This is a genomic window from Paraflavisolibacter caeni, assembly GCF_025628885.1.
In the GTDB taxonomy this organism is placed as follows: Bacteria; Bacteroidota; Bacteroidia; order Chitinophagales; family Chitinophagaceae; genus Flavisolibacter; species Flavisolibacter caeni.
Genome location: NZ_JAOTIF010000009.1, coordinates 1 through 24,104 on the forward strand (window position 1 = coordinate 1; position 24,104 = coordinate 24,104).

A 24,104-nucleotide genomic window follows, 5' to 3' on the forward strand; every position below is an offset into this window, starting at 1 on the left:
ACCCCGCACATAAGAGACTTTCACTCTCTGGCATTCTTACTTCTAAGAACTATATTTACCATTCAAGGCACACACACTCGGCTTTTCAAAATGGCAGCTATGCAGTAATTTGGAGCTACAAAACATTATTAATAAAACGAAGAAAGGCTGAACAATGGTAATCCAGACGTCAGCCACTTTGAAAAGCCTCATCTTCGTTGTGTGTAAGATTAAACGAACTTCCTAACACAAAATGTTATGGGACTTGACAGCGTAGAAATTCTTATGAAGGTTGAAGATACCTTCGATATTAAAATCCCTGACCGAGAGGCTGAACAAATTTTAACGGTTGGCGACTTTCACGACGCTGTTTGGCGACACCTTTCGGGTCGGTACAGCGACAAGTGCAAATCACAAATTCTGTTTTATAAGTTGCGACGGTCGTTCGCTGACAACTTTGGTTTCTCTCCACCCAACTTCAAGTTGGACACATCACCGGAAGACCTTTTTCCAAAAGAAAAGCGACGACACGTCTATTACAGCTTTGCTGACACCACAAATTTGAAGCTGCCAGACCTTGAATTGACAAAACCCTGGGCGACGCTTTTGGCTTCATTCGGCATCACCACAATTCTTGGCGGACTCGCAGCATCACTTATTCTTATAAATTTCTTTGACGTTACCAAGTGGACACTTCTCATTCCGGTTGCAGGCATTTTTCTGACATTTCTACTTTCCGACTTGTTTGACCCCAGGCGGATATTAATCCCGGCAAAAACTGTTCGTGACTTTACCGAGCAGACCTTAGCCTTAAATTATAGTTCGTTTGTTTCAGACCTTGGAACAAACCGGCGAGAGATGGAAAAAGTCATTAACCATATTATTGCGGACATGGCAGGTTTGGACTTAGAAGAGATAACACCAGAAAAGAAAATTGCTGACGACTTAGGAATTGACTAAAGTGGAGGCGTATGCTATACACACAACAGGCGGTTTTGCATCAGCCGTTATGTGCAAAACATATCCTGTGTTTAACAGATCATCAGGTAAACCACTCAACTTGTTCAACTAATTTTGATCTGTGTGATTTACAACCGTGTTTGAGAAAGAATTTAAAGGATAACCATGAAAATGGTCTTTTCAATAGTATTCATGACTTTAACTGTTTTGAGGTGCGGCCACCCTCCTGCACCAGGTAAGAATACAGGGCAATCCAAAAGAGAATACTCTACCCCAGACACTACTCCAACAGATCAAATAAATCTAACGCAAAGCTCTATCCGACTAAGGAATTTATTTACCTTACCAGATGCCGAAAGAATCTTAGGAGAAAAAGCTCATTTAAGCGACAGCGCATTGACCATCAAGGAGGACACTTTAGCATACAAGTGTGCATATACCGCAAATGCTACAGATCAAAAAACCGGTAAAACAGGCAATATCTATTTTATGGTTGAACAATTTGCCAAAGTTTCAATTGCCCAATACATCTATTCTTCTATCAAGAGGGCAAACGAAAACCACGAAGGCGTCAAAGTACTTCATGACCTGGGAGACGAAGCTTACTTTCATAGTGACAGACAAAACTTTTATTTTATTCTGGTCAGAAAGGGAGAAAAATTGCTCCGGATGAAAGTGAATAAAACGACCAGTGCGACTTCTTTGGATGAGTTCAACTCGATTGCAAGAAATATTACCGCAGTCCTCTAAACTTTTGAAGAATAGCAGAAAATTGAAAATTTAAATATTAACACTTGAACGGAAATTAACCATGAATAATTCAATTCCCCGTATTCGGCCACCAGTATACTTTTTAATCGCAATAGCATTGATGATTCTATTAAACTCAGTTTTCCCTCTTGCGCATTGGTTAAAATTTCCGTGGAAATATTTTGGAATTGTCTTTATTATTCTGGGATTCGCTCTTACTTACGGAAGCTTCATTTTGTTTCGACAAGCAGGAACTCAAACTCATCCTGGTGTCAAAGCCACCGTGCTTGTTCATAAAGGTCCTTATCGCTACACGAGAAATCCAATGTATGTCGGACTTGTTGTAATACTGCTTGGTGTTGCTATTTTATTGGGCTCGCTTTCTCCATTTTTAGTAATTCCCATTATGATCTGGATTCTGCACTCGAAATTCATACTTCGGGAAGAAAAATGGATGGAAAGTTGGTTCGGTGAATCGTATTTGGAATACAAGAAAAAAACTCGCAGATGGTTGTAACGTTCAGTTGGTGATAAATGGGGGATTATAATATTATGGATCAATAACACGTCTCTAATTCATCTGTGTTCTATTTTTGCCGCTTCACCATGAGTAAACAAAAAACAGCCGATACCCCACTAATGCAGCAGCATAAAGCGATCAAGGCCAAATACCCTGATGCCGTATTGCTGTTTCGTGTAGGAGATTTCTATGAAACCTTCGGTCAGGATGCAATCATCGCCTCCCAAGTATTGGGCATTACGCTGACCAAACGGAATAATGGCGGCGCGGCTATGTCTGAATTGGCAGGTTTCCCGCACCACGCTATGGACACTTACCTGCACAAATTAGTAAAGGCAGGCTACCGAGTGGCTATATGTGACCAATTGGAAGACCCGAAGACTGTAAAAGGAATTGTGAAACGCGGCGTTACTGAAATGGTGACCCCCGGCACGGCTACCAATGAAAAGCTCCTGGAGCACGGAACTAACAACTTTTTAGCGGCCGTGCATATTACCGCCAACGAAAAGTACGGGCTTTCTTTCCTGGATATTTCTACGGGAGAGTTTTTCGTAGCAGAAGGAGACCGGGAGTATGCAGATAAACTGCTGAGCGGTTTTAAACCGGCTGAGGTGATCTTTCAGAGGCACCACCAGAAGAAATTCAGGGAAGAATTCGGCTCTAAGTTTTATACCTATACGCTTGATGAATGGATTTTCCAAGAGCACTACACCCAGGAAATTTTACTGAAACATTTTGATACGCACTCTTTTAAAGGCTTCGGTGTAGAGGATGTAAGGGATGGCCTGATCGCTGCAGGCGCAGTTCTGCATTACCTGAAAGAAACTGAGCACCCCAATCTCCAGCATATTACCTCCATCCAACGCATAAATCAGAATGACTACCTATGGATGGACCGGTTTACCATTCGTAACCTGGAATTGTTGAACAGTCCTGTTGAAAATGGCAGTACATTATTAAAGGTGTTGGATAATACCTGTACTCCAATGGGTGCCCGCCTTTTAAAGCGCTGGATCGTTTTCCCTCTAAAAGACCTCCATAAGATTAATGAAAGACTGGACGCGGTTGAACACCTGATTCTGCAGACTGACCTTCGTAATAAACTGGTACAGGCAATGCGCCAGTGCGGCGATGTGGAGCGGTTGGTATCGAAGATACCCCTGAAAAAGATCAATCCCAGGGAACTGTTGCAACTGGCCCGTGCCCTGAAGCAGATCGATGCTATCAAGCATATGTGCAGCGCCAGTGAACATGCTTACCTGAATCGCCTGGCAGATGCACTGAATCCTTGTATTTATATAGCAGAAAAGATATTTAAAGAGGTGGCTGACAATCCACCTGCAGTAGCAGCTAAGGGTGGATTTATCAATGCTTCTGTTCATGAACAACTGGATGAATTGCGCAATATTGCCCATCATGGCAAAGAATACCTGCTGAAACTACAGCAGGCAGAATCTGAGCGTACAGGTATTACTTCTCTCAAAGTAGGCTTCAATAATGTATTTGGCTATTACCTGGAAGTAACCAATGTGCACAAAAACAAAGTGCCGTCAGAATGGATGCGCAAGCAGACTTTAGCCAATGCAGAAAGATATATTACACCAGAGTTAAAGGAATACGAAGAAAAGATCACAGGAGCTGAAGAAAAGATCCTGGAAATTGAATTGCAGCTGTTCGACAACCTGGTCAATGAACTTCACGACTTCCTTTCCTGCATTCAGACCAACGCACAAATTGTGGCTGCACTGGATTGCCTTAGTTGTTTTGCCAACAATGCCATACAGTTCAATTACAAAAAGCCCCTTCTTCATGAAGGAGAAGAGATCATGATCAAAGAGGGCCGTCACCCGGTTATTGAACGGAACCTGCCACCTTCAGAGCCCTATATTGCCAATGATGTGGTGCTGAATAAAACAGAACAGCAGATCATTATCCTTACAGGCCCTAATATGAGTGGTAAGTCGGCCTTGTTGCGACAGATGGCCCTGGTAACGCTGATGGCACATATGGGCAGTTTTGTGCCTGCAAGTGAAGCCCGCATTGCACTGACAGATAAAATTTTTACACGTGTTGGAGCTTCGGATAACTTGAGTGCCGGTGAGTCGACATTTATGGTCGAAATGAATGAGACCGCTTCCATTATCAATAATATTTCTTCCCGTTGCCTTATCTTATTGGATGAAATAGGAAGAGGTACGTCTACTTACGATGGCATTTCCATTGCATGGAGCATTGCCGAACATTTGCACCACTCTCCTCACCAGCCTAAAACATTCTTTGCCACGCATTATCATGAATTGAACGAACTGGAAAACAAACTGCCCCGCGTCAAAAATTATCATATTACCAATAAGGAAATTGGCAATAAGGTGATCTTTCTGCGGAAACTGGCACCAGGAGGCAGCACACATAGCTTTGGTATCCATGTGGCCAAGATGGCCGGTATGCCGCCAGACCTAATTGCAAGGGCCCAGGATGTATTGAAACAACTGGAAACTAAACACGTGGACGAAGGCCTCAATAAGAACATCAAGCAGCTTTCGGCGCCGAAACTGCAGTTAAGCATTTTTGATGCTCATAGCCAAACCTTTGAAGAGATCAGGGAAATGCTGACCCAAATTGACATCAACCGCCTGACACCAGTGGAAGCTCTCCTGAAATTGAATGAGATCAAGAACATTCTAAAATGACGAACCGAGGGAATGATTCGAATCCGCCAGAGGCGGACAAGTTTGAATGACGAATTGGGTTAGAGATAGCTTAAGATCCAATGTTTATTAGACATTTTTATTTTTTCGTACCAGTGGCATAGAGGATATAATAAAAAGACCACCATAAGCCAGATGCCATAGACAATCCAAAGATTAAAGCCAAGGTCTGGCGGACGGAAAAGGAAGGGTGTTTGAGAAACAATATCTTTTGTACCATACCCACTGGCAAAAAAAGTAATAAGACATAGCAAGTGGATGAAGTAAATATGAATGACATAAAAAAAGAAAGGTACCCGTCCGAAAGTGATAAAGAACTTTGCAAACCTGCTTTCCATACGCTCGAAGAAGTATAGGAATAAAATGGCTGGCCCTAAAGTCATCATCAAATAAAGGAGTGAAGGAGGATACTTGGTGGTATTCAAAAAGGAGAGCACGGTATAGATGCCGTTCCTTTGTACACTCCATGGCGCAGGATCTCCATATTGATTAATGTATCGAAGAATAATAAAAGAAATGATTGCTGAGAGGCCTAAAGCCAGCAATGTTTTTTTGCGAGCCATCAGATCAGAACCCTTACGGTAAAGCCAACCGAAGCAGTAGCCAAGCATCATCACACCGGCCCACGGTCCAAGGGCATATATTAATATGAAACCCCGGTTTGGGGCTATTGGATGGAAGGAGAACCTTGACCTATGAAAAATATCCCACAGCAGGCCCACTTTCCCACTTCTTTCTGCCTCAAGGCCATCGAGCAAATTATGGCCGAAGACAATGGCAAACCCTACTGCAAAGATTACAGGCAAAGGCAACCGGACCATAATCCCCAGGAAAACCATGCTCATACCTATTGCCCAGATTACCTGCAGGATGAATAGATGATAAAGAGGATCAAATCGCCAGCCGAGTGTAATTACAATCATTTCAACCAGCACCAGCCAAAAACCTCGTTTGAGCAGGAAAAGACTTAATTCCTTCTTAGTCTTTCTCTGTCCTGCCAGGAAAGCAGAAGTCCCTGCTAAAAACACAAAGACAGGAGCGCAAAAATGGGTGATCCAACGGGTAAAGAATAACCATGGAGTGGTAGTAGCTAAATCGGTCGGATCACCAGTCATAGCTTCAACATGAAAAAAATCCCTGACATGATCAAGAGCCATGATCACCATAACTAAGCCGCGCAGAAAATCTATAGAATTAATCCTCTGCCGCTGAGCGACTAAGTGCTGCTGTATTGGAGCAGTTTGAAGCTTAAAGCCTGAAGTGATCATAAATGGTTAAGGGATTTTTTATGAACTGATGAATACCCAGATCAATATTAATCTTATATCAGGGAAACTTCAAATTCCTAACAACTCTATCTCACATCAAACCAAATCTCTTCTTCATTGTTCCATTCGCCATTATAATTAATCAGCAACTCCTCCCCTGCTTTTACTTTTTGCACTGTTCTGATCGTGATCAACTGCCTTCTAAAATCCATTTCATATTCACAATTTGAAACATAAGCATGGTTATAAAGGGAAACATAACCCAAAGCTACACAGCATTGCTTGCGGTCTGTGCCCCATTCAAAGATGTAATTATGTAAAAGGGTTTTTTCTACATGTTTCCGTTCTTCAGGGCTGAGGACTACGACAGGTGATATTTCAATAGTTGTATTGGCTGGCAGCGCTTTCTTAGTAAACATGCCTCTGCCCCTTCCTTTCTTCCTTGATTTCATTACAAACACATCATCTGAGAGAAAGCTAATCGATTTCATTAGGTAGTTTTTGTTTTGCAAGATAAAAGTTTATTGAGTTTAAGTATACTCATGAACCTGTAATTTTGACCTATGTCTCAGGAAATTATACAGGAAGGATTGAAACAGGAGTTCGAGGATATCTTGCAAAATAATGACCCTTTGCAAACAAGGGATTTCCTCGATCATCAAAATATAATTGATGTTGCAAACCTTATTTATGAATACCCTGATTATGAAAGCAATATCATTGCGGGAATGTCCGTTCACCGTGCTGCCAGCGTATTTAAAATCCTTGAATTTCCTACACAGAAGCGCATCATTCAAACCTTACCTGCCAGCAAAACAGCGGAACTTTTGAATGAATTGCCTGCCGATGACCGCACAGACTTTTTAGAGGAGCTGCCGAGCAATGTAGTTAGGGAACTAATCAAACTGTTGAATCCTGAAGAAAGAAAAATAACACTATCACTTTTGGGCTACCCCGAAAATAGTGTTGGCCGCCTGATGACACCCGATTATGTGTATGTTTATGAGCACAATACGGTAATAGAAGTACTTGATATTATCAGAAGAGTGGGAAAGAACAGTGAAACCATTGATGTCATCTATGTCATCAACGATAAAGGAGAGCTCCAGGATGATATCCGTATCCGTGAGTTTATTCTTGCGAATCCTGATAAAAAGGTGAGTGAGTTGATGGACGAACGGGTGATTTCCCTGAATGCATATGACGACCAGGAAGTTGCTAATGAGGCTTTTAAAATGAATAACCGTGTTGCATTACCGGTTGTAAGCAATAGTAACAAATTGCTTGGCATTGTAACCATTGATGACGTTTTGTGGGTAGCTAACGAAGAATTCAGCGAGGATATGCAAAAGATTGGTGGTACTCAGGCATTGGAACAACCTTACCTGGAAATGCCACTCTTTAGCCTGCTAAAGAAACGAGCGACCTGGCTGATTGTTCTTTTTTTAGGTGAAATGCTGACAGCTACAGCAATGGCCTATTTTGAAGATGAAATTGCCAAAGCGGTAGTATTGGCGCTTTTCGTCCCCCTGATCATTTCGAGTGGCGGCAATAGCGGCTCACAGGCCTCAACACTGATCATCCAGGCAATGGCTGTTGGCGAGATCTCCATCCGCGACTGGTGGCGGGTAATGCGCAGAGAAATACTTTCCGGACTTTCCCTGGGAGCCTTACTGGGAGTCATCGGCTTTTTGCGCATTCTTGTATGGCATAGCATAAATCCTGAAGTATATGGACAACATTGGATCATGCTAGGCATTACCGTTGGACTGGCATTGATAGGTGTAGTTTTATGGGGCACCATTTGCGGTAGCATGCTGCCGATGATCCTAAAACGCCTCGGTGCCGACCCGGCAGTTAGTTCGGCTCCTTTCGTAGCAACTCTTGTCGACGTAACAGGCCTGATCATTTATTTTTCGGTTGCTTTCATGACGCTTAGCGGAAAACTATTATAAGTCGAAAAACGGGCAATTCGGGTCAATCTTTTGTATTGTCCCATCAATTTCCCATTTTCGCAATGTAAAATACACAATTAACTATTAACTATTATGTGTGGAATTGTCGCCTATATCGGCCATAGAGAAGCCTACCCTGTTATATTGAAAGGATTAAAAAGACTGGAATATCGTGGATATGACAGTGCAGGCATTGCACTTTTAAACAGCGGATTGAAAGTTTATAAAAAGAAAGGAAAGGTTGCTAAACTAGAAGAATCACTCCAGGGCAAAGACCTGCACGCTAGTATTGGTATTGGTCATACCCGTTGGGCTACCCACGGAGAACCAAGTGACCGCAACGCACACCCCCACCTGTCTTCCAGCGGACGTTTTGCAATGATCCACAATGGCATCATTGAAAACTACGCTCAACTGAAGCAAGATCTTATTAGTAAGGGATATGTTTTCCATAGTGACACAGATACAGAAGTTCTGCTCAATTTTATAGAAGATATTCAAAAAAACAATAACTGCATCCTCGAAGAAGCTGTACGCATAGCACTGAAGAGAGTGATCGGTGCTTACGTTATTGTTTTGATCGACCAGGAAAATCCCGATACTTTGATTGCGGCCCGCAAAGGAAGTCCGTTAGTAATCGGTGTTGGAAAAAATGAGCACTTCCTTGCCTCTGACGCCTCTCCTATTATTGAATACACCAAAGAAGTAGTGTATGTAAATGATTATGAAGTTGCCATCATCAAACCTGATGAATTGATTTTAAAAAATCTTGGTAACGAACGTCAGACACCATTCATTACCAAGTTGGATATGGAACTGGCAGCCATTGAGAAAGGTGGTTATGACCATTTCATGTTGAAAGAGATTTTTGAACAACCCCAAACCATCTACGACTGTTTACGCGGCCGCCTGGATGCCAATGCCGGAACGATCACCATGAGTGGCATTGATAAATTTGCCGAACAACTGGTCAATGCCCGTCGCATTGTAATGGTTGCATGTGGCACCAGCTGGCATGCTGGTTTGGTTGCAGAATACATTTTTGAAGAGCTCTGCCGTACCAATGTTGAAGTTGAATACGCCTCAGAATTCCGTTATCGCAACCCTGTAGTCTGTGAGGGTGATGTGATTATCGCTATTTCGCAAAGTGGAGAAACGGCAGATACGCTGGTAGCTATTGAAACTGCGAAGACAAATGGCGCCATCATCATGGGTATTGTTAATGTTGTTGGATCGTCTATTGCCCGTGCATCACATACAGGTGCTTATACGCATGCCGGACCCGAAATTGGTGTAGCGTCTACTAAAGCTTTTACAGCTCAATTAGCGGTCCTGACCATGATCGCATTAAAGCTTGGCTATAAAAAAGGAACACTTGATCAACAGCGTTACCTGCAGTTATTGAAGGAATTGGAATCTATTCCTGAAAAAGTTGCTGCCCTGCTGCAAAACACAGAACACATTAAGCGCCTGGCGGAAAAGTATAAAGATTCGCAAGACTTTCTGTTCCTTGGCCGGGGTTATAACTTCCCAGTAGCACTGGAAGGTGCCCTGAAATTAAAAGAAATCTCCTATATACATGCTGAAGGATACCCTGCGGCAGAAATGAAGCATGGACCTATAGCATTGGTTGATGAAACGCTTCCTGTTGTTTTCATTGCTACCAAGGACTCTTACCATGAGAAAGTGATCAGCAACATGCAGGAGATCAAAGCCCGCAAAGGAAAAGTAATTGCAGTGATCAATGAAGGAGACGACCTAAGCGCTTCGTTAGCTGATGATGTGATTGTAGTACCAGAAGCTGATGAAATTGTAGCTCCCATGTTGAGCACAGTTCCTTTACAGCTTTTAGCATATTATGTAGGTGTAGCTAAAGGACTGGATGTGGACAAACCACGTAATCTTGCCAAGTCAGTAACAGTAGAGTAAAGAGGAAAAAACACCCATGAATGAAATCATTAAAAGACCACTAAACGCCTTAGGATACAATTTTATAGATCCTCCATTCCTGCCTGCAGGCAAAGATGAATATCATTTACGCAACCTGCAAAACAGGAATGGTATAGAGTACCGCAACCTTACAGCCTATGAAATTGAGGCTCTGGTGCGTAATAACAATACTTCTGACGACTGGACTAAAATACTTGTATCTGATGCCTTCAACCCGGAACTGGTTAAGAACTGTAAGTTCTATGGCCTGGTGCGCATTGGAAAGCTCGAACCAGTTTACCTTGAATACCATAATGTTTGCCAACCGGTAGGACTATACAACAGTACGCTGATCAGTTGCGACTTTGGCGATAATGTGGTGATCAAGAACGTTAATTACCTGGCACATTATATCATTGGCAATGAAGCAATCATTACCAATGTGCATGAATTGCATACGACAAGCAGGTCCAAGTTTGGAAATGGCGTCATCAAAGATGGCGAAGAAGAAGACGTAAGGATCTGGCTGGAGGTATGCAATGAGAATGGCGGCAGGAAAATCATGCCATTCAATGGTATGTTGCCTGGAGATGCATTTCTATGGTCAAAGCACAGGGATGATAAACTGCTGTTGCAAAAGTTTAAGGAATTTACAGAAAGAAGGTTTGATAAACAGAGAGGTTATTATGGAAAGATTGGTGATCGTACGGTAATCAAGAACACGAGTATCATCAAAGATGTATGGATCGGGTGCGATGCGTATATCAAAGGTGCTAACAAGTTGAAAAACCTTACCATTAATTCTTCGCCTGAAGCACAAACACAAATAGGCGAAGGTTGTGAACTGGTGAATGGAATTATAGGCTTTGGTTGCCGCATCTTTTATGGAGTAAAGGCTGTTCGCTTTGTTATGTCCTCACATTCGCAATTGAAATATGGAGCCAGGTTGATCAATTCATACCTGGGAAATAATGCCACAATATCTTGTTGCGAGGTACTGAACTCTCTGATATATCCCGCTCATGAACAGCACCATAACAACTCATTTTTGTGTGCAGCCTTGATCATGGGTCAAAGCAATATGGCAGCAGGTGCTACTGTTGGATCTAACCATAATAGCCGTGCTGCAGATGGAGAGATCATTGCGGGGAGAGGATTCTGGCCCGGCCTATGCGTGAGCCTCAAACACAATTCAAAATTTGCGAGCTTTACTTTGATCGCTAAAGGAGATTATGCTTCAGAACTAAACATCCTGCTCCCATTCAGCCTGATTAGTAATGATACCTCCAACAACCAACTAATCGTGATGCCTGCATACTGGTTCCAGTATAATATGTATGCCCTGGCACGCAATGCGGCTAAATATATTGACCGTGACAAGCGCATCAAGAAGACGCAGCATATAGAATATGATTTCCTGGCACCCGACAGCATTAATGAAGTTTTCTCAGCACTGGATCTGCTTGAGCAATTTGTTGCCATTGCAAAAAATGGTAGTGAAATGAATGATCCTGATGATTTCATAACTGCAGTTGGAAAGAAAGTACTGGAAGAAAAGAAATTGGGTACAACAGATGTATTTGCTTTTGGATTTGAAAATGATACCCGCCCGGTGAAGGTTGTTAAAGTGCAGCAAGCTTATGATATCTATAAACAGTTGATCGTCTATTACGGAGTCAGCCAGGTTATTAGTCATATTCAAATCAATAAGATCAACTCATTTGAAAAGTTAATAGAAAGCCTGCCTGCAAAACCGAAAAGGCTCGAATGGCATAATATAGGGGGGCAATTGATCCAACAGAATGCTGTGGACTCACTACTTAGAAATATTAAGTCAGGTAGTATCAACAGTTGGGTGGAAGTACATGAATTTTACAGGAAGCACGGACAACTTTATAAGACGCAAAAGTTAGAACATGCTTTTGCATCATTGCTGGAACTGCTCAATATTACCAGAGAACAGTTTACACCTGCATTGTTTAAAAACCTGTTGCAACAATTCCTGGAAATAAAAGAATGGATGGTTAAAAACATTCACGACTCCAGGGCAAAGGATTACCAGAACGAGTTTAAGAAAATGGTTTACGACAACCCAAAAGAAATGGATGAAGTGATAGGAGCATTGGAAGATAATGTGTTTATCCAGCAGCAAACTGAAGAACTGGACACTTTAAAAATTACAGTAGAAAGTATCCTGGAGAGATTTCAGCTTTTGGAAGTAACTACAGATTTACCGAATTAACAGAAACCTTGGTTGAATTCGATAATAATAAGATTTCAAGGATTTTTAGAAAGGCGCTTTATTAGGAAATAAGGTGCCTTTCTTTTTTAATAGAATCCAAATATTCCATTAATAATCTTGCAAATTTTCAGCCCGATACTGGATAATAAAAAATCCCTCGCGCTTTCAGCGGGAGGGACCTTCTTGCAAGAAGTAATATCTTATAATTACTTATTTGTGAGCAGCAGTATCAACTTTAGCAGCAGTATCAACAGCAGCAGCAGTAGTATCAACACTTACAGCAGCAGTATCAACAACAGTAGTAGCAGTGTCAACAGTAGCAGCAGTATCAGTTGTTGCTTCAGTTGATTCAGAAGAGTTGTTACAAGCTACTAATGCACCTGCGATAGCGAATACAGCGAAAAACTTTTTCATAGTACTTTTTATTTTGTTTTTTAACGGCTGCAAAGGTATAAGCTGTCAGGAAAAAAACAAATCTTAATTAAAGTTTTTTATTTATAGTTTTTTGTTTATAACGATCATTTACTTTTTTCTAAAGAAAACACGTACAGGCACACCTGTAAAATCAAAGTTTTGGCGCAATTGATTCTCGAGATAGTTTTTATACGGTTGCTTGATATCATCAGGGAAGTTGCAGAAAAAAGCAAATGAAGGCACAACTGTTGGCAGTTGCGTTACATACTTGATTTTTACAGGATTTCCACGAACCACAGGCGGGTGATAGGCTTCAATAGCCTTTAGCATTACTTCGTTCAATGTCGATGTGGAAATCTTCTTCTTCCTGTTTTCAAATACCTGCAGGGCTACTTCAATTACTTTGAATATCCTTGTTTTCTCTTTAGCAGAAATAAAAATTACTGGTACATCAGTGAAAGGGGCAAGGCGTTGTTTCAATACTTTTTCATAATCCCTGGCAGTATTGGTCTGTTTTTCTACCAGGTCCCATTTATTTACTAATACAACAAGGCCCTTACCTTTACGTGCAGCCAGGCTAAAAATGCTTAAATCCTGGGCTGTGATGCCTTTTTCAGCATCAAGCATTAAAAGACAGACATCAGCTTCGTCAACAGCCTTAATAGCACGGATAACTGAATAGAACTCCAGGTCTTCATGCACTTTAGTTTTGCGGCGAATACCAGCTGTATCGATCAGGATAAAATCTTTTTGAAAAAGACTATACCGGGTATGTATCGTATCCCTGGTTGTACCCGCAATATCGCTTACGATGGTACGCTCAGCACCAATGAGTGAATTCAGTAACGATGATTTACCCACATTTGGCTGACCAATAATGGCGAACTTTGGCAAATGCTCTTTCTCATCCTCTTCTGGTTCTTCTTGGATCAAAGCAGTAACATCATCCAGCAAGTCGCCTGTTCCGCTACCACTTATTGACGCAATAAAGTATACCTTTTCAAATCCAAGACTGTAAAATTCAGCAGCCTCCAATAAACGCTGGTTATTGTCTACTTTGTTCACAACAAGAAATACAGGTTTGGTTGACCGGCGCAATAGATCCGCCATAGAATCATCCAGGTCTGTAATGCCTGTTGTAGCATCGGTCAAAAATAAAATAGCGCTGGATTCATCAATGGCTATTTGCACCTGCTTGCGTATTTCACGCTCGAACACATCTTCTGAGTCAGGAACAAATCCTCCGGTATCTATGACGTCGAAGGTTTTACCCCCCCACTCTGCTATACCATACTGGCGGTCTCTTGTTACACCAGGTATGTCTTCCACTATGGCCTTCCGCTGCTCCAGCAAGCGGTTAAAAAAAGTGCTTTTTCCCACATTTGGCCTTCCAACAATGGCTACTGTAAAACCCATTCTATTTTACGTTTTGTATTTTAATTTCTAATTATTTATTGATATCCATATTCCTTTAAAAACAGATCATTTTCTCTCCACTTAGGACGAACTTTCACGTGCAGTTCAAGAAAAACCTTACTAGCAAGGAACTTTTCAATATCTTTTCTTGCCTCCGTACCTATTTTCTTAATCATTTTTCCTCCTTCCCCGATAATGATCGACTTTTGAGTTTCCCGCTGTACTATGATGTCGGCACCAATCTTTATTAAAGTAGATTTATGCTTGAATTCCCGAACAACTACTGTAGTATGATAGGGAATTTCTTCTTCAAACAAATCATATATTTTTTCCCTGATCAACTCCGCTACAAAGAAGCGCTCTGACAGATCTGTAATTTCATCTTCTGCAAAAAAAGGCTCACCCTCAGGCAACTTTTGTGCAACCTTTTTTAACATCTCTTTTACCTCTACCCCATTTAATGCAGAAAGAGAGATGAGCTCAGAGCAGTAAGGCTTAGCCTTAAAGAAGGTTACAGCGTTTTCTATTCTTTCTTTTGATGCAGTATCCGTTTTGTTAATGATAACAATACATGGAACTTTTAATTTCAGGGAGCTGAATATGGCATCACACTCTTCCCAATTGTCCTTTACATCTACAAGCAGTAAAGCAACGTCAGCATCTTCCAGGGAGCTTTTAACTGCCTGCATCATCCTTTCATGAAGCTTGTATTTTGGTTCAATGATCCCGGGAGTATCCGAAAAAATCATTTGGTAATCATGCTCAGTAAGGATTCCTTTGATACGGTGCCTGGTAGTTTGCACTTTAGGCGACACAATAGCGAGCTTTTCACCCATGATGGCATTGAGCAAGGTACTTTTCCCTGCATTAGGCCTTCCGAAAATGTTTACAAAACCTGTCTTCACTTGTTTAAAATATTTTGCAAATGTAGAATATTAAAAATTGTTTGGCCAGTAATGTATAAGCTCTTATATTTGCACTCCAATCGCAAACAAACAGTTCTTTAAATAAAAATATTACATCGCGAAGTAGAGCAGCGGTAGCTCGTCGGGCTCATAACCCGAAGGTCGGGAGTTCGATCCTCCCCTTCGCAACTAAGGTCCTTCCCGTTTTTTCGGGAGGGATTTTTTGTTTGTAGCCATTCCCAAATGAAATCAAAAAAATAGCTGCAAATCTTTTTACAAGAATGCAGCTAGTCCTTGCTTCTTATTTTTTAGCATAGTCTTTCCAAATATTAACGACTTTTTTTCGCTGTGGCAACGGAAAAATCTTTCGCATTGGTCAGGTCCTTCTTCTCTATCACCTCATACAACTTTTTAACAAACGGTTCATATACAACAAATGTATCGGGCTTCACAATATAATCAGAAGCACCCAGGGCTAAACATTTGTCTATAGTAGATTTTGTTGACGAGGTTGAGGTAATGATCACGGGAATATGTGCATAGTTTGGATTGCCTTTAATATCTTCAATAACATCATATCCATTCCTACCCGGCATATTAAGGTCAGATAAAATGACATCAGGTAATGGTGATTTATTTCCTTCTAACCACTCTAATAATTCATCCCCATTTTTTAATTGTGCGACTATATCGAATAAGCCAACAGCATCGAATCCCTCTTTCATAAAGAGTTGCTCATCTTCATCATTCTCAACAATAATAATTTTAAACTTTTTCATTATAGGGTAATGTCTCTTGAGTTTCTTCGTTCAAAGTAAAATAAAAAGTAGTGCCCTGGCCCAGCTTAGATTCGGGCCAAATTCTTCCATGGTGCCTGTCTACAACTTTCTTGCAAATAGCCAACCCGATCCCTGTGCCAGGATAGTCTTTTTTTGTATTTAATCGTCGGAAGATTTCAAAAACCTTTTTAAGATCAGCTTCAGCAATACCTATTCCATTGTCAGATACCGCAAACTTTACGTGCCCATTTTCTTTACTGCATTTTATCCTGATCTGGGGATTTTCGGCTTCCGTAAATTTCATTGCATTACTCAGCAAATTCTGAACCAGTTGTACTAGTTGCACACGGTCGCCTTTTATAGTTTCTACTTCACTTTCAACAGTTATCTGCGTTTTACTAGCCTCAACCGATGCCTTTATATTTTGCAAAGCATCATTCACCAACTCCTTTACATTGATAATCTCTTTAAGTGGTTCAATTTTATTTAATTGGGAATATTGAAGTAGATTCTGAATGAGCTCTCTCATACGTGTGGCAGCATTGATGGATTTAGTGATAAAAATGCTTAAATCTTCATACTGCCCATTGCTCAATTTCATCTCGATCAGCTGTAAAAAACTTTTAATCGTCCTGATCGGCTCCTGGAGATCGTGAGATACAATAGAAGTAAACTGCTCTAGTTCATTGTTAGTTGAAGACAACTGTACATTTTTCAATTTTAGTTCATCCGACAACAGGCGATATTTTTCATAGCTTTCTCTCAATGCCCGCTCAGTTTCCTTTCGCTCAGTCAGGTCCTTGGTTACTTTCGAATAACCGATCAGGATACCGTCGTTATTATAAACTGCCGTAATCACAATATTAGCCCAAAAGCGACTACCATCCTTCTTTAGCCTCCACCCCTCCTCTTCATATTTACCCGTTTCTCTGGCAATTTTTAATTCATTTGCAGGCTTTCCACTAATAATATCCTCTTCCGGATAGAAAATAGAAAAATATTTCCCAATGATCTCACTAGCAGTATATCCCTTGATCCTTTTGGCACCTTCATTCCAACTTACGATTCTTCCTTTTTCATCCAGCATAAAGATACCATAGTCAATCACCTGTTCTACTAATAAACGGTAACGCTCTTCGCTTTGACGGAGAGCCTCTTCAGCCTCTTTACGTTCAGAAAGATCACGGGTCACTTTTGAAAAGCCTATTAGTTTATTTAGCTCATTGTATAATGCAGTGATCACAACACTTACCCAGAAAAGTGACCCATTCTTTCGCACTCTCCAGCCTTCTTCTTCATATTTCCCAGTTTCAATAGCTGTTCTAAGTGCCCGCTCAGGCTTTTTGCTTTGGATATCTTCAGCCGTGTAAAAAATTGAAAAATGTTTGCCAATGATCTCATTGGTAGAATACCCTTTGATTCGTTTGGCTCCCTCATTCCAAGAGACAATGTACCCTTCTGTATTGAGGAAAAATATGGCATACTCCTTTACACCTTCAACCATCAAACGATAACGTTCCTCATTTTCCAGGAGTTCAAGTTCGAACTTCTTTTTTTCAGTAATATCACGAAGAATCAGACTGTACCCAATTAAGGAATTTTGTCCTTCATAAAGAGGAGCCAACTTCATTTCTGTCCAAAAAAAGGTCTTATTTTTTCTTCTTTTCCATCCTTCAGAAACATATTCCCCTTTCTTTAAAGCAACACTAAGCTCATACTCCAATTTTATAGAATTACTACTATGGTCATCGTTATATAGTAAGTGGATGGGCTGATTCATTAACTCTCTATTAGAATAGCCGGTCAGCCTTGCTGCTGCAAGATTTGAGTACTTGATATATCCATCCTTGTCCAGCATGAATACAGCTTCACTAAGCTCCTGAAGTAATGCCTGGAGATTTGTTAACATAGTTAAGGATAAACACTACTTTATATAATTTTTGCCATGTAAAGATAATTGATCAATAAAATACCTGGATAATTGAAATGACCATTGATGATCAAGTAAATATAAAGACCAATTTAGATATGGGCAAACTGATACAAAAAAGGTAGCCTGCCTTTGAGACTACCCTTGTCGTCAACACCACACAACAACCTATCTGCACAAAAAAATTACTATTATTTTGTCCATTAATTGCATGCCCAATTATATTCAATAATCCAAACATAGTGCCTGACTTTCCAGGTTGCACACAGCCCATTTATAGCTTGAAAAAAATAGCCACGAAAAGAAAATTGTAGATAATTCTGAACTCAACAGTAATAAGATGAGGAGAAGTTTCTACCATATTAATCAATAAAAACGCCCCTATTAGCTTCAAGAGGGAAAGCATATCCTGGTGGCACCTCGTTTGTCCTACTCCTTATTCAATATAGTGCCGATGAACCTGCAGCAATTCAAAGCAATGAGTGAGGAAACACAGCACAGGCACCTTCTTCTTAATGGATCTTGTATAGCGGATAGAAAATCAGGTGTATCACATGTACTATTATTTCAATTACATGGTTTTTACGTCGAAGTATTTTTTAATGAAGATGGGGATGAAGTAGTAGATACCAGGAGTTTTGAAGATCTGGATCAATTAGAACCTTATTTAACACAAATAAACCTCAACGGGATATAATAACCTACTGCTAAAATAACATAAGCGACCATTAATAATAGTTAGTATTAATGGTCGCTTATGTTATTGGTTTCCTTTCAATCAGCCATCCTGCCTGCTGATATTGCTGGAACCACTGGTTTTAATATCCTTGATCATGCCTGCGCCTTTATAATAAATATTGCTGGCTCCGCTTAAGTTTGCAGAAAGTTCTTTTTCTACAGTGATACGCACATTGCAGGCTCCGCTAGCCTTAATATTGCAAGTCCTTACCGTAAAATCATATGCTTTTACATTGCTGGCTCCACTGGCATCTAAATTAAACTCACCGGCAGAACCATCTATTTTAAGATCAGAAGCACCGCTTAAATCAGTATCTAAAGCTCCATTGACCATTAATTTACCCGACAGGTCACTGGCGCCGGAAAGAGAGAGCTTCAATTTGGATACAGAAAGTGTTCCTTCAATATTGATATCTGAAGCACCACCAGCCTTAAGTTCATCTAAACTCTTTACTGAAATATAGGCTTTGAGCTTTCTGTTCTTCATCCAGGAACCTTTCTCATTCTTAACGTCAATCCTCAATATACCATTAACCACTTCTGTGGTAATATAAGGGACAAATTTTTTATCGTTAGCGCTTACAACAACTCTCTCCTCATTTCCCTGGGTAAGTATGACATCAAAAGCGTCTGAAAGATGAATCCCATGGAAAGAGGCCACATTTCGCACCTCTGCATTGGGGTCGTTTATAGTCTTTTGAGCGGCTGCAATAAAAACAATAAAGTATAGAAATAAAGCTGCAATAAACTTTTTCATATGCTGGTTTTCTTTGTTCAACGTGTAGTAGTGTAAAAGGTTACAGTAATCCCCAAAAAAGTTTTATGTATCTTTGCGGCGCTAAAATTAGTTTTTCAGCGTTTCCCGGGGTGTTTTCCGCTTTTGGCGGTGAGACTGAGATCATACCCGTAGAACCTGATCAGGGTAATGCCTGCGCAGGGAGGAACTCCTCTCCCGTTGCATTTCCCTTTCATTTATTAAACCAAAATAAAAAATGAAAAGGATTGCTCTTTTTTCTTTCATGCTTTTTGCAAGTAACGCCTGGTCGCAAAGCATAAACCATGACACAACAGAACTAATGGCAATAGAAGTCCGGGCAACTAGAGCTGGCAGTTTGGCTCCGTTTACCAAAACGAATCTGTACAAGGATGCTATTGAAAAACAAAACCTCGGACAGGATTTACCATTTCTTCTAAATCAGACCCCCTCTGTTGTAGTAAATTCAGATGCAGGAAATGGCGTCGGGTATACTGGTATAAGAATAAGAGGCACAGACGCCACACGGATTAATGTCACCTTAAATGGTATTCCGTACAACGATGCAGAAAGCCAGGGTACCTTTTTTGTTGACCTGCCGGATTTTGCATCTTCCTTAAACAGTATACAAATCCAAAGAGGTGTTGGTACTTCATCCAATGGAGCAGGCGCATTCGGTGCAACACTCAATTTAAGCACCAATGAGTTAATGACTAAACCTTATGGTGAGTTCAATAACAGCTATGGTTCTTTCAACACATGGAAGAATACCGTCAAAGTAGGTACCGGACTTATTGGGGGTCATTTTACAACAGATTTGCGTTTGTCCAATATCACAAGTGATGGTTATATTGACAGGGCTAGTAGCAATCTGAAATCATACTTTTTAAGTTCAGCATATACAAGTGATAAAACAACCTTCAGGTTAAATATTTTCTCAGGAAAGGAAAAGACTTACCAGGCATGGTATGGAGTTACTGAAGCGGATCTGAAAACCAACCGTACAATAAATTATGCTGGCATGGAAAAACCTAGCTCTCCTTATGAAAATGAAACAGATAATTACAAACAGGATCACTACCAGTTTTTTTATACCCAGCACATCAACAATAATCTAACTTTCAACACTGGCCTGTTCTATGTAAAAGGAAAAGGTTATTACGAGCAATACAAAGCGGATCAAGCTTATGTAGATTATGGAATGCCCAACCAAGTAAAGGGAACCGAAACGATTACTGCTTCTGATATGATCAGGCAATTATGGCTGGACAACGACTATTATGGTGATGTGTTTTCTCTTTTGTACGAGGCAGGCAAAACTCAATTCACTTTTGGCGGCGCATTCACCAAATATGTTGGCAATCATTATGGAGATGTGATCTGGGCAAAGGAAGGTATGAGCGATCCCAAACACCGCTGGTACGATCTGAATGCCTGGAAAAATGATGCCTCCACCTATGCCAAATGGCAACAAATGATTATTCCCAACTTGCAGGTTTATGCTGATCTGCAATACAGGAGAGTACGTTACCGCATTGACGGATTCCGTGATAATCCAACATTACGTATCAATAACACCTACAATTTTTTCAATCCTAAAGCCGGTATCAGTTATCAATTAAATGATGTACTGGCCTATGCATCCTACAGCATATCCCAAAAAGAGCCTAATCGCGATGACTTTGAAGCAGGAATGACACAACAACCAAAGCCGGAAAAACTTCACGATATAGAATTAGGGGTAGAAAAAAGGAATGAATATTATAGCCTTGGCGCAACCTTATACTATATGAAGTATAAGGATCAACTGGTGCTTACAGGAAAGATCAATGATGTAGGTGCTTACACAAGAACTAATATCGACAATAGCTATAGAACAGGTATTGAATTACAAGCCAGTGCTAATATTTCCGATTGGCTCCAACTTTCAGGAAACCTGGCTATTAGCAAGAATAAAGTTTTGGACTTCACTGAATATATTGATGATTATGATAACGGAGATCAAAAACTAAACACATATTCAAAAACAGATATTGCCTTTTCACCTAATACGATCGCTGGCGCTACAGTAAAATTAATTCCATTGAAAAGCCTGGAAATTGACCTTTTAAGTAAATATGTTGGCAAGCAATACCTGGACAACACGAGCAACGAAAAAAGAAAGTTGGATCAATATTTTACAGAAGATGTAAGAGCGAGTTATTCATTCGGACATAAACTCTTTAAAGATATCAGCATTATTGCCCAGGTGAATAATTTATTCAATAAAAAATATGAACCGAACGGCTATACCTTTAGTTATTATTACAATAAAGAACTAGTTACAGAAAACTACTATTTCCCCATGGCAGGCACTAACTTGACATTTGGAGTGAATATAAAATTCTAAGCTGCACTACTGATTTCTGAACAAAAAAGCTGGCTTAATGCCAGCTTTTTTTATGCTTTACTTTCTTCTGCTTTATACTTCTCCAGCCATGCCAGGATGCCTCCCTCCAGATTATAGGTTTCTTTAAAACCCATTTGATCCAACACCAGGCAAGCCAGCATACTTCGGCGACCACTACGGCAATACACGATCACTTCTTCGTCTTTCCAGTCTTCCAGTTCATCAACCTGCATGGTTTGCACTTTACCAAGTGGCACAAGGCGACCGCCAATATTTACTTCAGCATATTCCTGTGGCTCTCGCACATCTAACAGGTTTATCCTTTCGCCTCTGTCCATTTTTTGTTTTAATTCATCAACAGTAATTGTTTTCATTTTTAATATTTTGATGGATGTAATGTTATTTATTAAAGATAGCTGTGTAAAATATTCTGATCAAAAATAATAACAAAGTAATAAGTGGAACATTTCCAATCGTCACCTTGTTATGGCTCTGGCTGCGGTGGTGGCTGTGGGATTTTGGTCGAGTCGACTACCGGCTTTTCTACACTTAACCAAATATCCATCATTTGCCCTGGCCGTATCCTGAATTGCAATCCTTGAGCAGTTTTGGGTTCAGGAGTTTGGCGGTATACAAATGCTGCTGCTGTATCCCTTACTGCTGGATCAGGAATCACAGAACCCAAAATTAATCCTTGTGCATCTAATAGAATTTTAGCCTCGCCATACGTAAGTCCTATAAGCTTGGGAACAGCCATATCTGTATTTCCAATGCCACCTCCTATAACCAGTGAAATGGGCGACCCCATTTTTACTTTAGTGCCAGGAGTAATGTCATTTCCATTATATATCTGCTCAAGTACAGAATTCTTTGCAAAGTCCGGTTTGAAAGTAGTATCTCCAAGCTTCAATCCCATATTGGATAATACCATTTCAGCATTGCGGAAAGAATAACCTATTAGATTGGGCATCTCAACATCCGGTGGCACGGTACGGTTAACTGTCACATAAACAGTACGGTTAACTTTTACTACAGCATCGGCTTCCGGAACTTGTTTTACGACGATACCAGGCTTAAGGGTATCGTTATAAATAGAGTCCTGGATCACAAGCTCAAAATTATGTTCATCCAGGAGATTACGTACTTCCTCTACGGTTTTGCCTGTAACAGCAGGAACCGTTTTTGCTTCTCCATGATGGGTTATCCAGTTTAATGAAAGCGCAAATAAGAACCATATAAGAACAACCAAGCCAATGCCTAAAATAATATTTACCCATAGGGGCTTCCGGGTTATGAGACTAAACAACGCTTAATATATTTTGAGGTGCAATATAACAAAGATGAGAAGGAGGTTTCAAAGATTTACTTGTTTTCCAAAGCATCAAGTACGAGCCAGGTATAGAATGCTTTCAATGACCATCCCTTTGCCCTGACTTGCTGTGGAATAATACTTGCCTCACTCTGCCCCGGTACAGTATTGATCTCAAGCATGTATGGAGTATCCTGCGCCTCATTATAAATAAAATCAATTCGAACTACTCCATTACAATTAAATACCTGGTAGATTTTTGCAGCAGCTTCCTCTATTTTGGCCTTCCAGCCTTCATCAATAACTGCAGGTGTGATCTCTGAAGAGGCTCCATGATATTTGGCTTCGTAATCAAAGAAGTCTTTCTGGGAAACGACTTCCGTAATAGGAAGCGGGATGATCTCTCCTTCTGATTTAAAAACACCAATTGTAAATTCTCTTCCCTGGATCATTTCCTCAACCAATACCTGATCATCTTCCTTGAAAGCTTTTTCCAGAGCCTCTTCCAGCTTTCCGGCCTCTGTCACTTTGCTCATTCCTATGCTAGAACCACCATTATTGGGTTTTACAAAAACAGGGAGTCGCAACTGGGCAAGTATATCATGAACATTGTAGCCTGTATGATGAAACAAATGAACTGATTTGGCTACTGCAATGCCAGCCACAGCTGCAACAGCTGTCGTATATCTCTTATTGAAAGTGAGTGCTGATGTAGCTGCATTGCAGGATGTATAGGGCAATTGAAGCATGTCAAAATACCCCTGGAGTTTGCCGTCCTCACCAGGTGTTCCATGCATACCGATAAATACTGCATCAAAATTGACCTCACTTCCATTAGCCTGGATGGAAAAGTCCTCTTTGTTCACTTTTGTTTTATTTCCATCCTGATCAACATAAAACCAACCTTCCGGATTAATATCGATCGTATAAACATCAAAAATTTCCTTATCTAAATTATTGTATATAGTTACTGCCGATTTATAGGAAATAGCAGCCTCACCAGAAAATCCTCCGGTGACCAATGCAATTTTTTTCTTCATGTTTTCAAAGCTAAGCTAACAGAATGAAAGTGAAAAAGAGAAAAGAAGGAGGTTATTAAATTAGAAAGGTGAAGGCTGTTCATCCTTCACCTTTTTACTACAGGAAATATCACCTGTTT

20 protein-coding genes, 1 tRNA gene and 1 riboswitch are annotated in these 24,104 nt (G+C 40.5%); of the genes, 10 read left to right on the forward strand and 11 right to left on the reverse strand.

Annotated elements, in window-relative coordinates:
- Positions 1–237: 237 nt before the first annotated feature.
- From OCK74_RS12705 to mutS, 4 genes are all read left to right on the forward strand, one after another.
- Positions 238–939: an acyl carrier protein gene (locus OCK74_RS12705; protein WP_279297428.1), complete on the forward strand. Its 702-nt coding sequence runs from the start codon at positions 238–240 to the stop codon at positions 937–939.
- A 165-nt stretch (positions 940–1,104) separates the two neighbouring features.
- Positions 1,105–1,689: a hypothetical protein gene (locus OCK74_RS12710; RefSeq protein ID WP_279297429.1), complete on the forward strand. Its 585-nt coding sequence runs from the start codon at positions 1,105–1,107 to the stop codon at positions 1,687–1,689.
- A 61-nt stretch (positions 1,690–1,750) separates the two neighbouring features.
- Positions 1,751–2,206, forward strand: a complete 456-nt coding sequence (locus OCK74_RS12715) for a methyltransferase family protein (RefSeq protein WP_279297430.1) — start codon at positions 1,751–1,753, stop codon at positions 2,204–2,206.
- Between the two features lie 89 nt (positions 2,207–2,295).
- Positions 2,296–4,899: a DNA mismatch repair protein MutS gene (gene mutS, locus OCK74_RS12720; protein ID WP_279297431.1), complete on the forward strand. Its 2,604-nt coding sequence runs from the start codon at positions 2,296–2,298 to the stop codon at positions 4,897–4,899.
- Between the two features lie 59 nt (positions 4,900–4,958).
- On the opposite strand, the gene OCK74_RS12725 is transcribed toward mutS, so the two are convergent.
- Together OCK74_RS12725 and OCK74_RS12730 are read right to left on the reverse strand one after the other, a co-directional pair.
- Complete coding sequence (locus OCK74_RS12725) at positions 4,959–6,185, reverse strand: acetyltransferase domain-containing protein (RefSeq protein WP_279297432.1); 1,227 nt, start codon at positions 6,183–6,185, stop codon at positions 4,959–4,961.
- Between the two features lie 86 nt (positions 6,186–6,271).
- Positions 6,272–6,676 carry an SET domain-containing protein gene (locus tag OCK74_RS12730; RefSeq protein ID WP_279297433.1) on the reverse strand — a complete coding sequence of 135 codons (405 nt, stop codon included), beginning with the start codon at positions 6,674–6,676 and terminating at the stop codon, positions 6,272–6,274.
- A 72-nt stretch (positions 6,677–6,748) separates the two neighbouring features.
- Between OCK74_RS12730 and mgtE the strand changes: the two genes are divergently transcribed.
- The 3 genes from mgtE to OCK74_RS12745 all read left to right on the forward strand — a co-directional run bounded on the left by mgtE (position 6,749) and on the right by OCK74_RS12745 (position 12,311).
- On the forward strand, positions 6,749–8,140 hold the full coding sequence (gene mgtE, locus OCK74_RS12735) for a magnesium transporter (protein WP_279297434.1): 1,392 nt from the start codon (positions 6,749–6,751) through the stop codon (positions 8,138–8,140).
- Positions 8,141–8,233: 93 nt separating this feature from the next.
- A complete protein-coding gene (gene glmS, locus OCK74_RS12740) occupies positions 8,234–10,069 on the forward strand; it encodes a glutamine--fructose-6-phosphate transaminase (isomerizing) (protein ID WP_279297435.1) in 1,836 nt (611 codons plus the stop codon).
- A 16-nt stretch (positions 10,070–10,085) separates the two neighbouring features.
- Positions 10,086–12,311, forward strand: a complete 2,226-nt coding sequence (locus tag OCK74_RS12745; protein ID WP_279297436.1) for a DUF4954 family protein — start codon at positions 10,086–10,088, stop codon at positions 12,309–12,311.
- A 210-nt stretch (positions 12,312–12,521) separates the two neighbouring features.
- Here the strand turns inward: OCK74_RS12745 and OCK74_RS12750 are convergent, their stop codons facing one another.
- The 3 genes from OCK74_RS12750 to era form a co-directional block, all read right to left on the reverse strand.
- On the reverse strand, positions 12,522–12,725 hold the full coding sequence (locus OCK74_RS12750; RefSeq protein ID WP_279297437.1) for a hypothetical protein: 204 nt from the start codon (positions 12,723–12,725) through the stop codon (positions 12,522–12,524).
- A 108-nt stretch (positions 12,726–12,833) separates the two neighbouring features.
- A complete protein-coding gene (gene der, locus OCK74_RS12755; protein ID WP_279297438.1) occupies positions 12,834–14,141 on the reverse strand; it encodes a ribosome biogenesis GTPase Der in 1,308 nt (435 codons plus the stop codon).
- A gap of 35 nt (positions 14,142–14,176) precedes the next feature.
- On the reverse strand, positions 14,177–15,046 hold the full coding sequence (gene era, locus OCK74_RS12760) for a GTPase Era (protein WP_279297439.1): 870 nt from the start codon (positions 15,044–15,046) through the stop codon (positions 14,177–14,179).
- 117 nt (positions 15,047–15,163) lie between these two features.
- On the opposite strand from era, the gene OCK74_RS12765 reads away from it, so the two are divergent.
- Positions 15,164–15,235 (forward strand) — tRNA-Met (locus OCK74_RS12765).
- A 140-nt stretch (positions 15,236–15,375) separates the two neighbouring features.
- Here OCK74_RS12765 and OCK74_RS12770 read toward each other — a convergent pair.
- Positions 15,376–15,825, reverse strand: coding sequence for a response regulator (locus OCK74_RS12770; protein ID WP_279297440.1), 450 nt, complete (start codon positions 15,823–15,825; stop codon positions 15,376–15,378).
- On the reverse strand, positions 15,812–17,734 hold the full coding sequence (locus tag OCK74_RS12775) for a PAS domain-containing sensor histidine kinase (protein ID WP_279297441.1): 1,923 nt from the start codon (positions 17,732–17,734) through the stop codon (positions 15,812–15,814). Before OCK74_RS12775 ends, OCK74_RS12770 begins: the two co-directional genes overlap by 14 nt.
- A gap of 433 nt (positions 17,735–18,167) precedes the next feature.
- On the opposite strand from OCK74_RS12775, the gene OCK74_RS12780 reads away from it, so the two are divergent.
- The gene (locus OCK74_RS12780; protein ID WP_279297442.1) at positions 18,168–18,452 is read left to right on the forward strand and encodes a hypothetical protein; all 285 of its coding nucleotides are present in this window, start codon (positions 18,168–18,170) and stop codon (positions 18,450–18,452) included.
- 81 nt (positions 18,453–18,533) lie between these two features.
- On the opposite strand, the gene OCK74_RS12785 is transcribed toward OCK74_RS12780, so the two are convergent.
- The gene (locus OCK74_RS12785; RefSeq protein WP_279297443.1) at positions 18,534–19,250 is read right to left on the reverse strand and encodes a head GIN domain-containing protein; all 717 of its coding nucleotides are present in this window, start codon (positions 19,248–19,250) and stop codon (positions 18,534–18,536) included.
- Positions 19,251–19,346: 96 nt separating this feature from the next.
- A riboswitch (TPP riboswitch) is annotated at positions 19,347–19,450 on the forward strand.
- Positions 19,451–19,485: 35 nt separating this feature from the next.
- Here OCK74_RS12785 and OCK74_RS12790 point away from each other — a divergent pair.
- Complete coding sequence (locus tag OCK74_RS12790) at positions 19,486–21,636, forward strand: TonB-dependent receptor (RefSeq protein WP_279297444.1); 2,151 nt, start codon at positions 19,486–19,488, stop codon at positions 21,634–21,636.
- Positions 21,637–21,686: 50 nt separating this feature from the next.
- Here the strand turns inward: OCK74_RS12790 and OCK74_RS12795 are convergent, their stop codons facing one another.
- The 3 genes from OCK74_RS12795 to OCK74_RS12805 form a co-directional block, all read right to left on the reverse strand.
- On the reverse strand, positions 21,687–22,010 hold the full coding sequence (locus OCK74_RS12795) for a rhodanese-like domain-containing protein (RefSeq protein ID WP_279297445.1): 324 nt from the start codon (positions 22,008–22,010) through the stop codon (positions 21,687–21,689).
- 110 nt (positions 22,011–22,120) lie between these two features.
- Positions 22,121–22,942, reverse strand: coding sequence for a PASTA domain-containing protein (locus OCK74_RS12800; protein WP_279297446.1), 822 nt, complete (start codon positions 22,940–22,942; stop codon positions 22,121–22,123).
- 56 nt (positions 22,943–22,998) lie between these two features.
- Positions 22,999–23,985, reverse strand: coding sequence for a D-alanine--D-alanine ligase (locus OCK74_RS12805; RefSeq protein ID WP_279297447.1), 987 nt, complete (start codon positions 23,983–23,985; stop codon positions 22,999–23,001).
- Between the last annotated feature and the right edge of the window lie 119 nt (positions 23,986–24,104).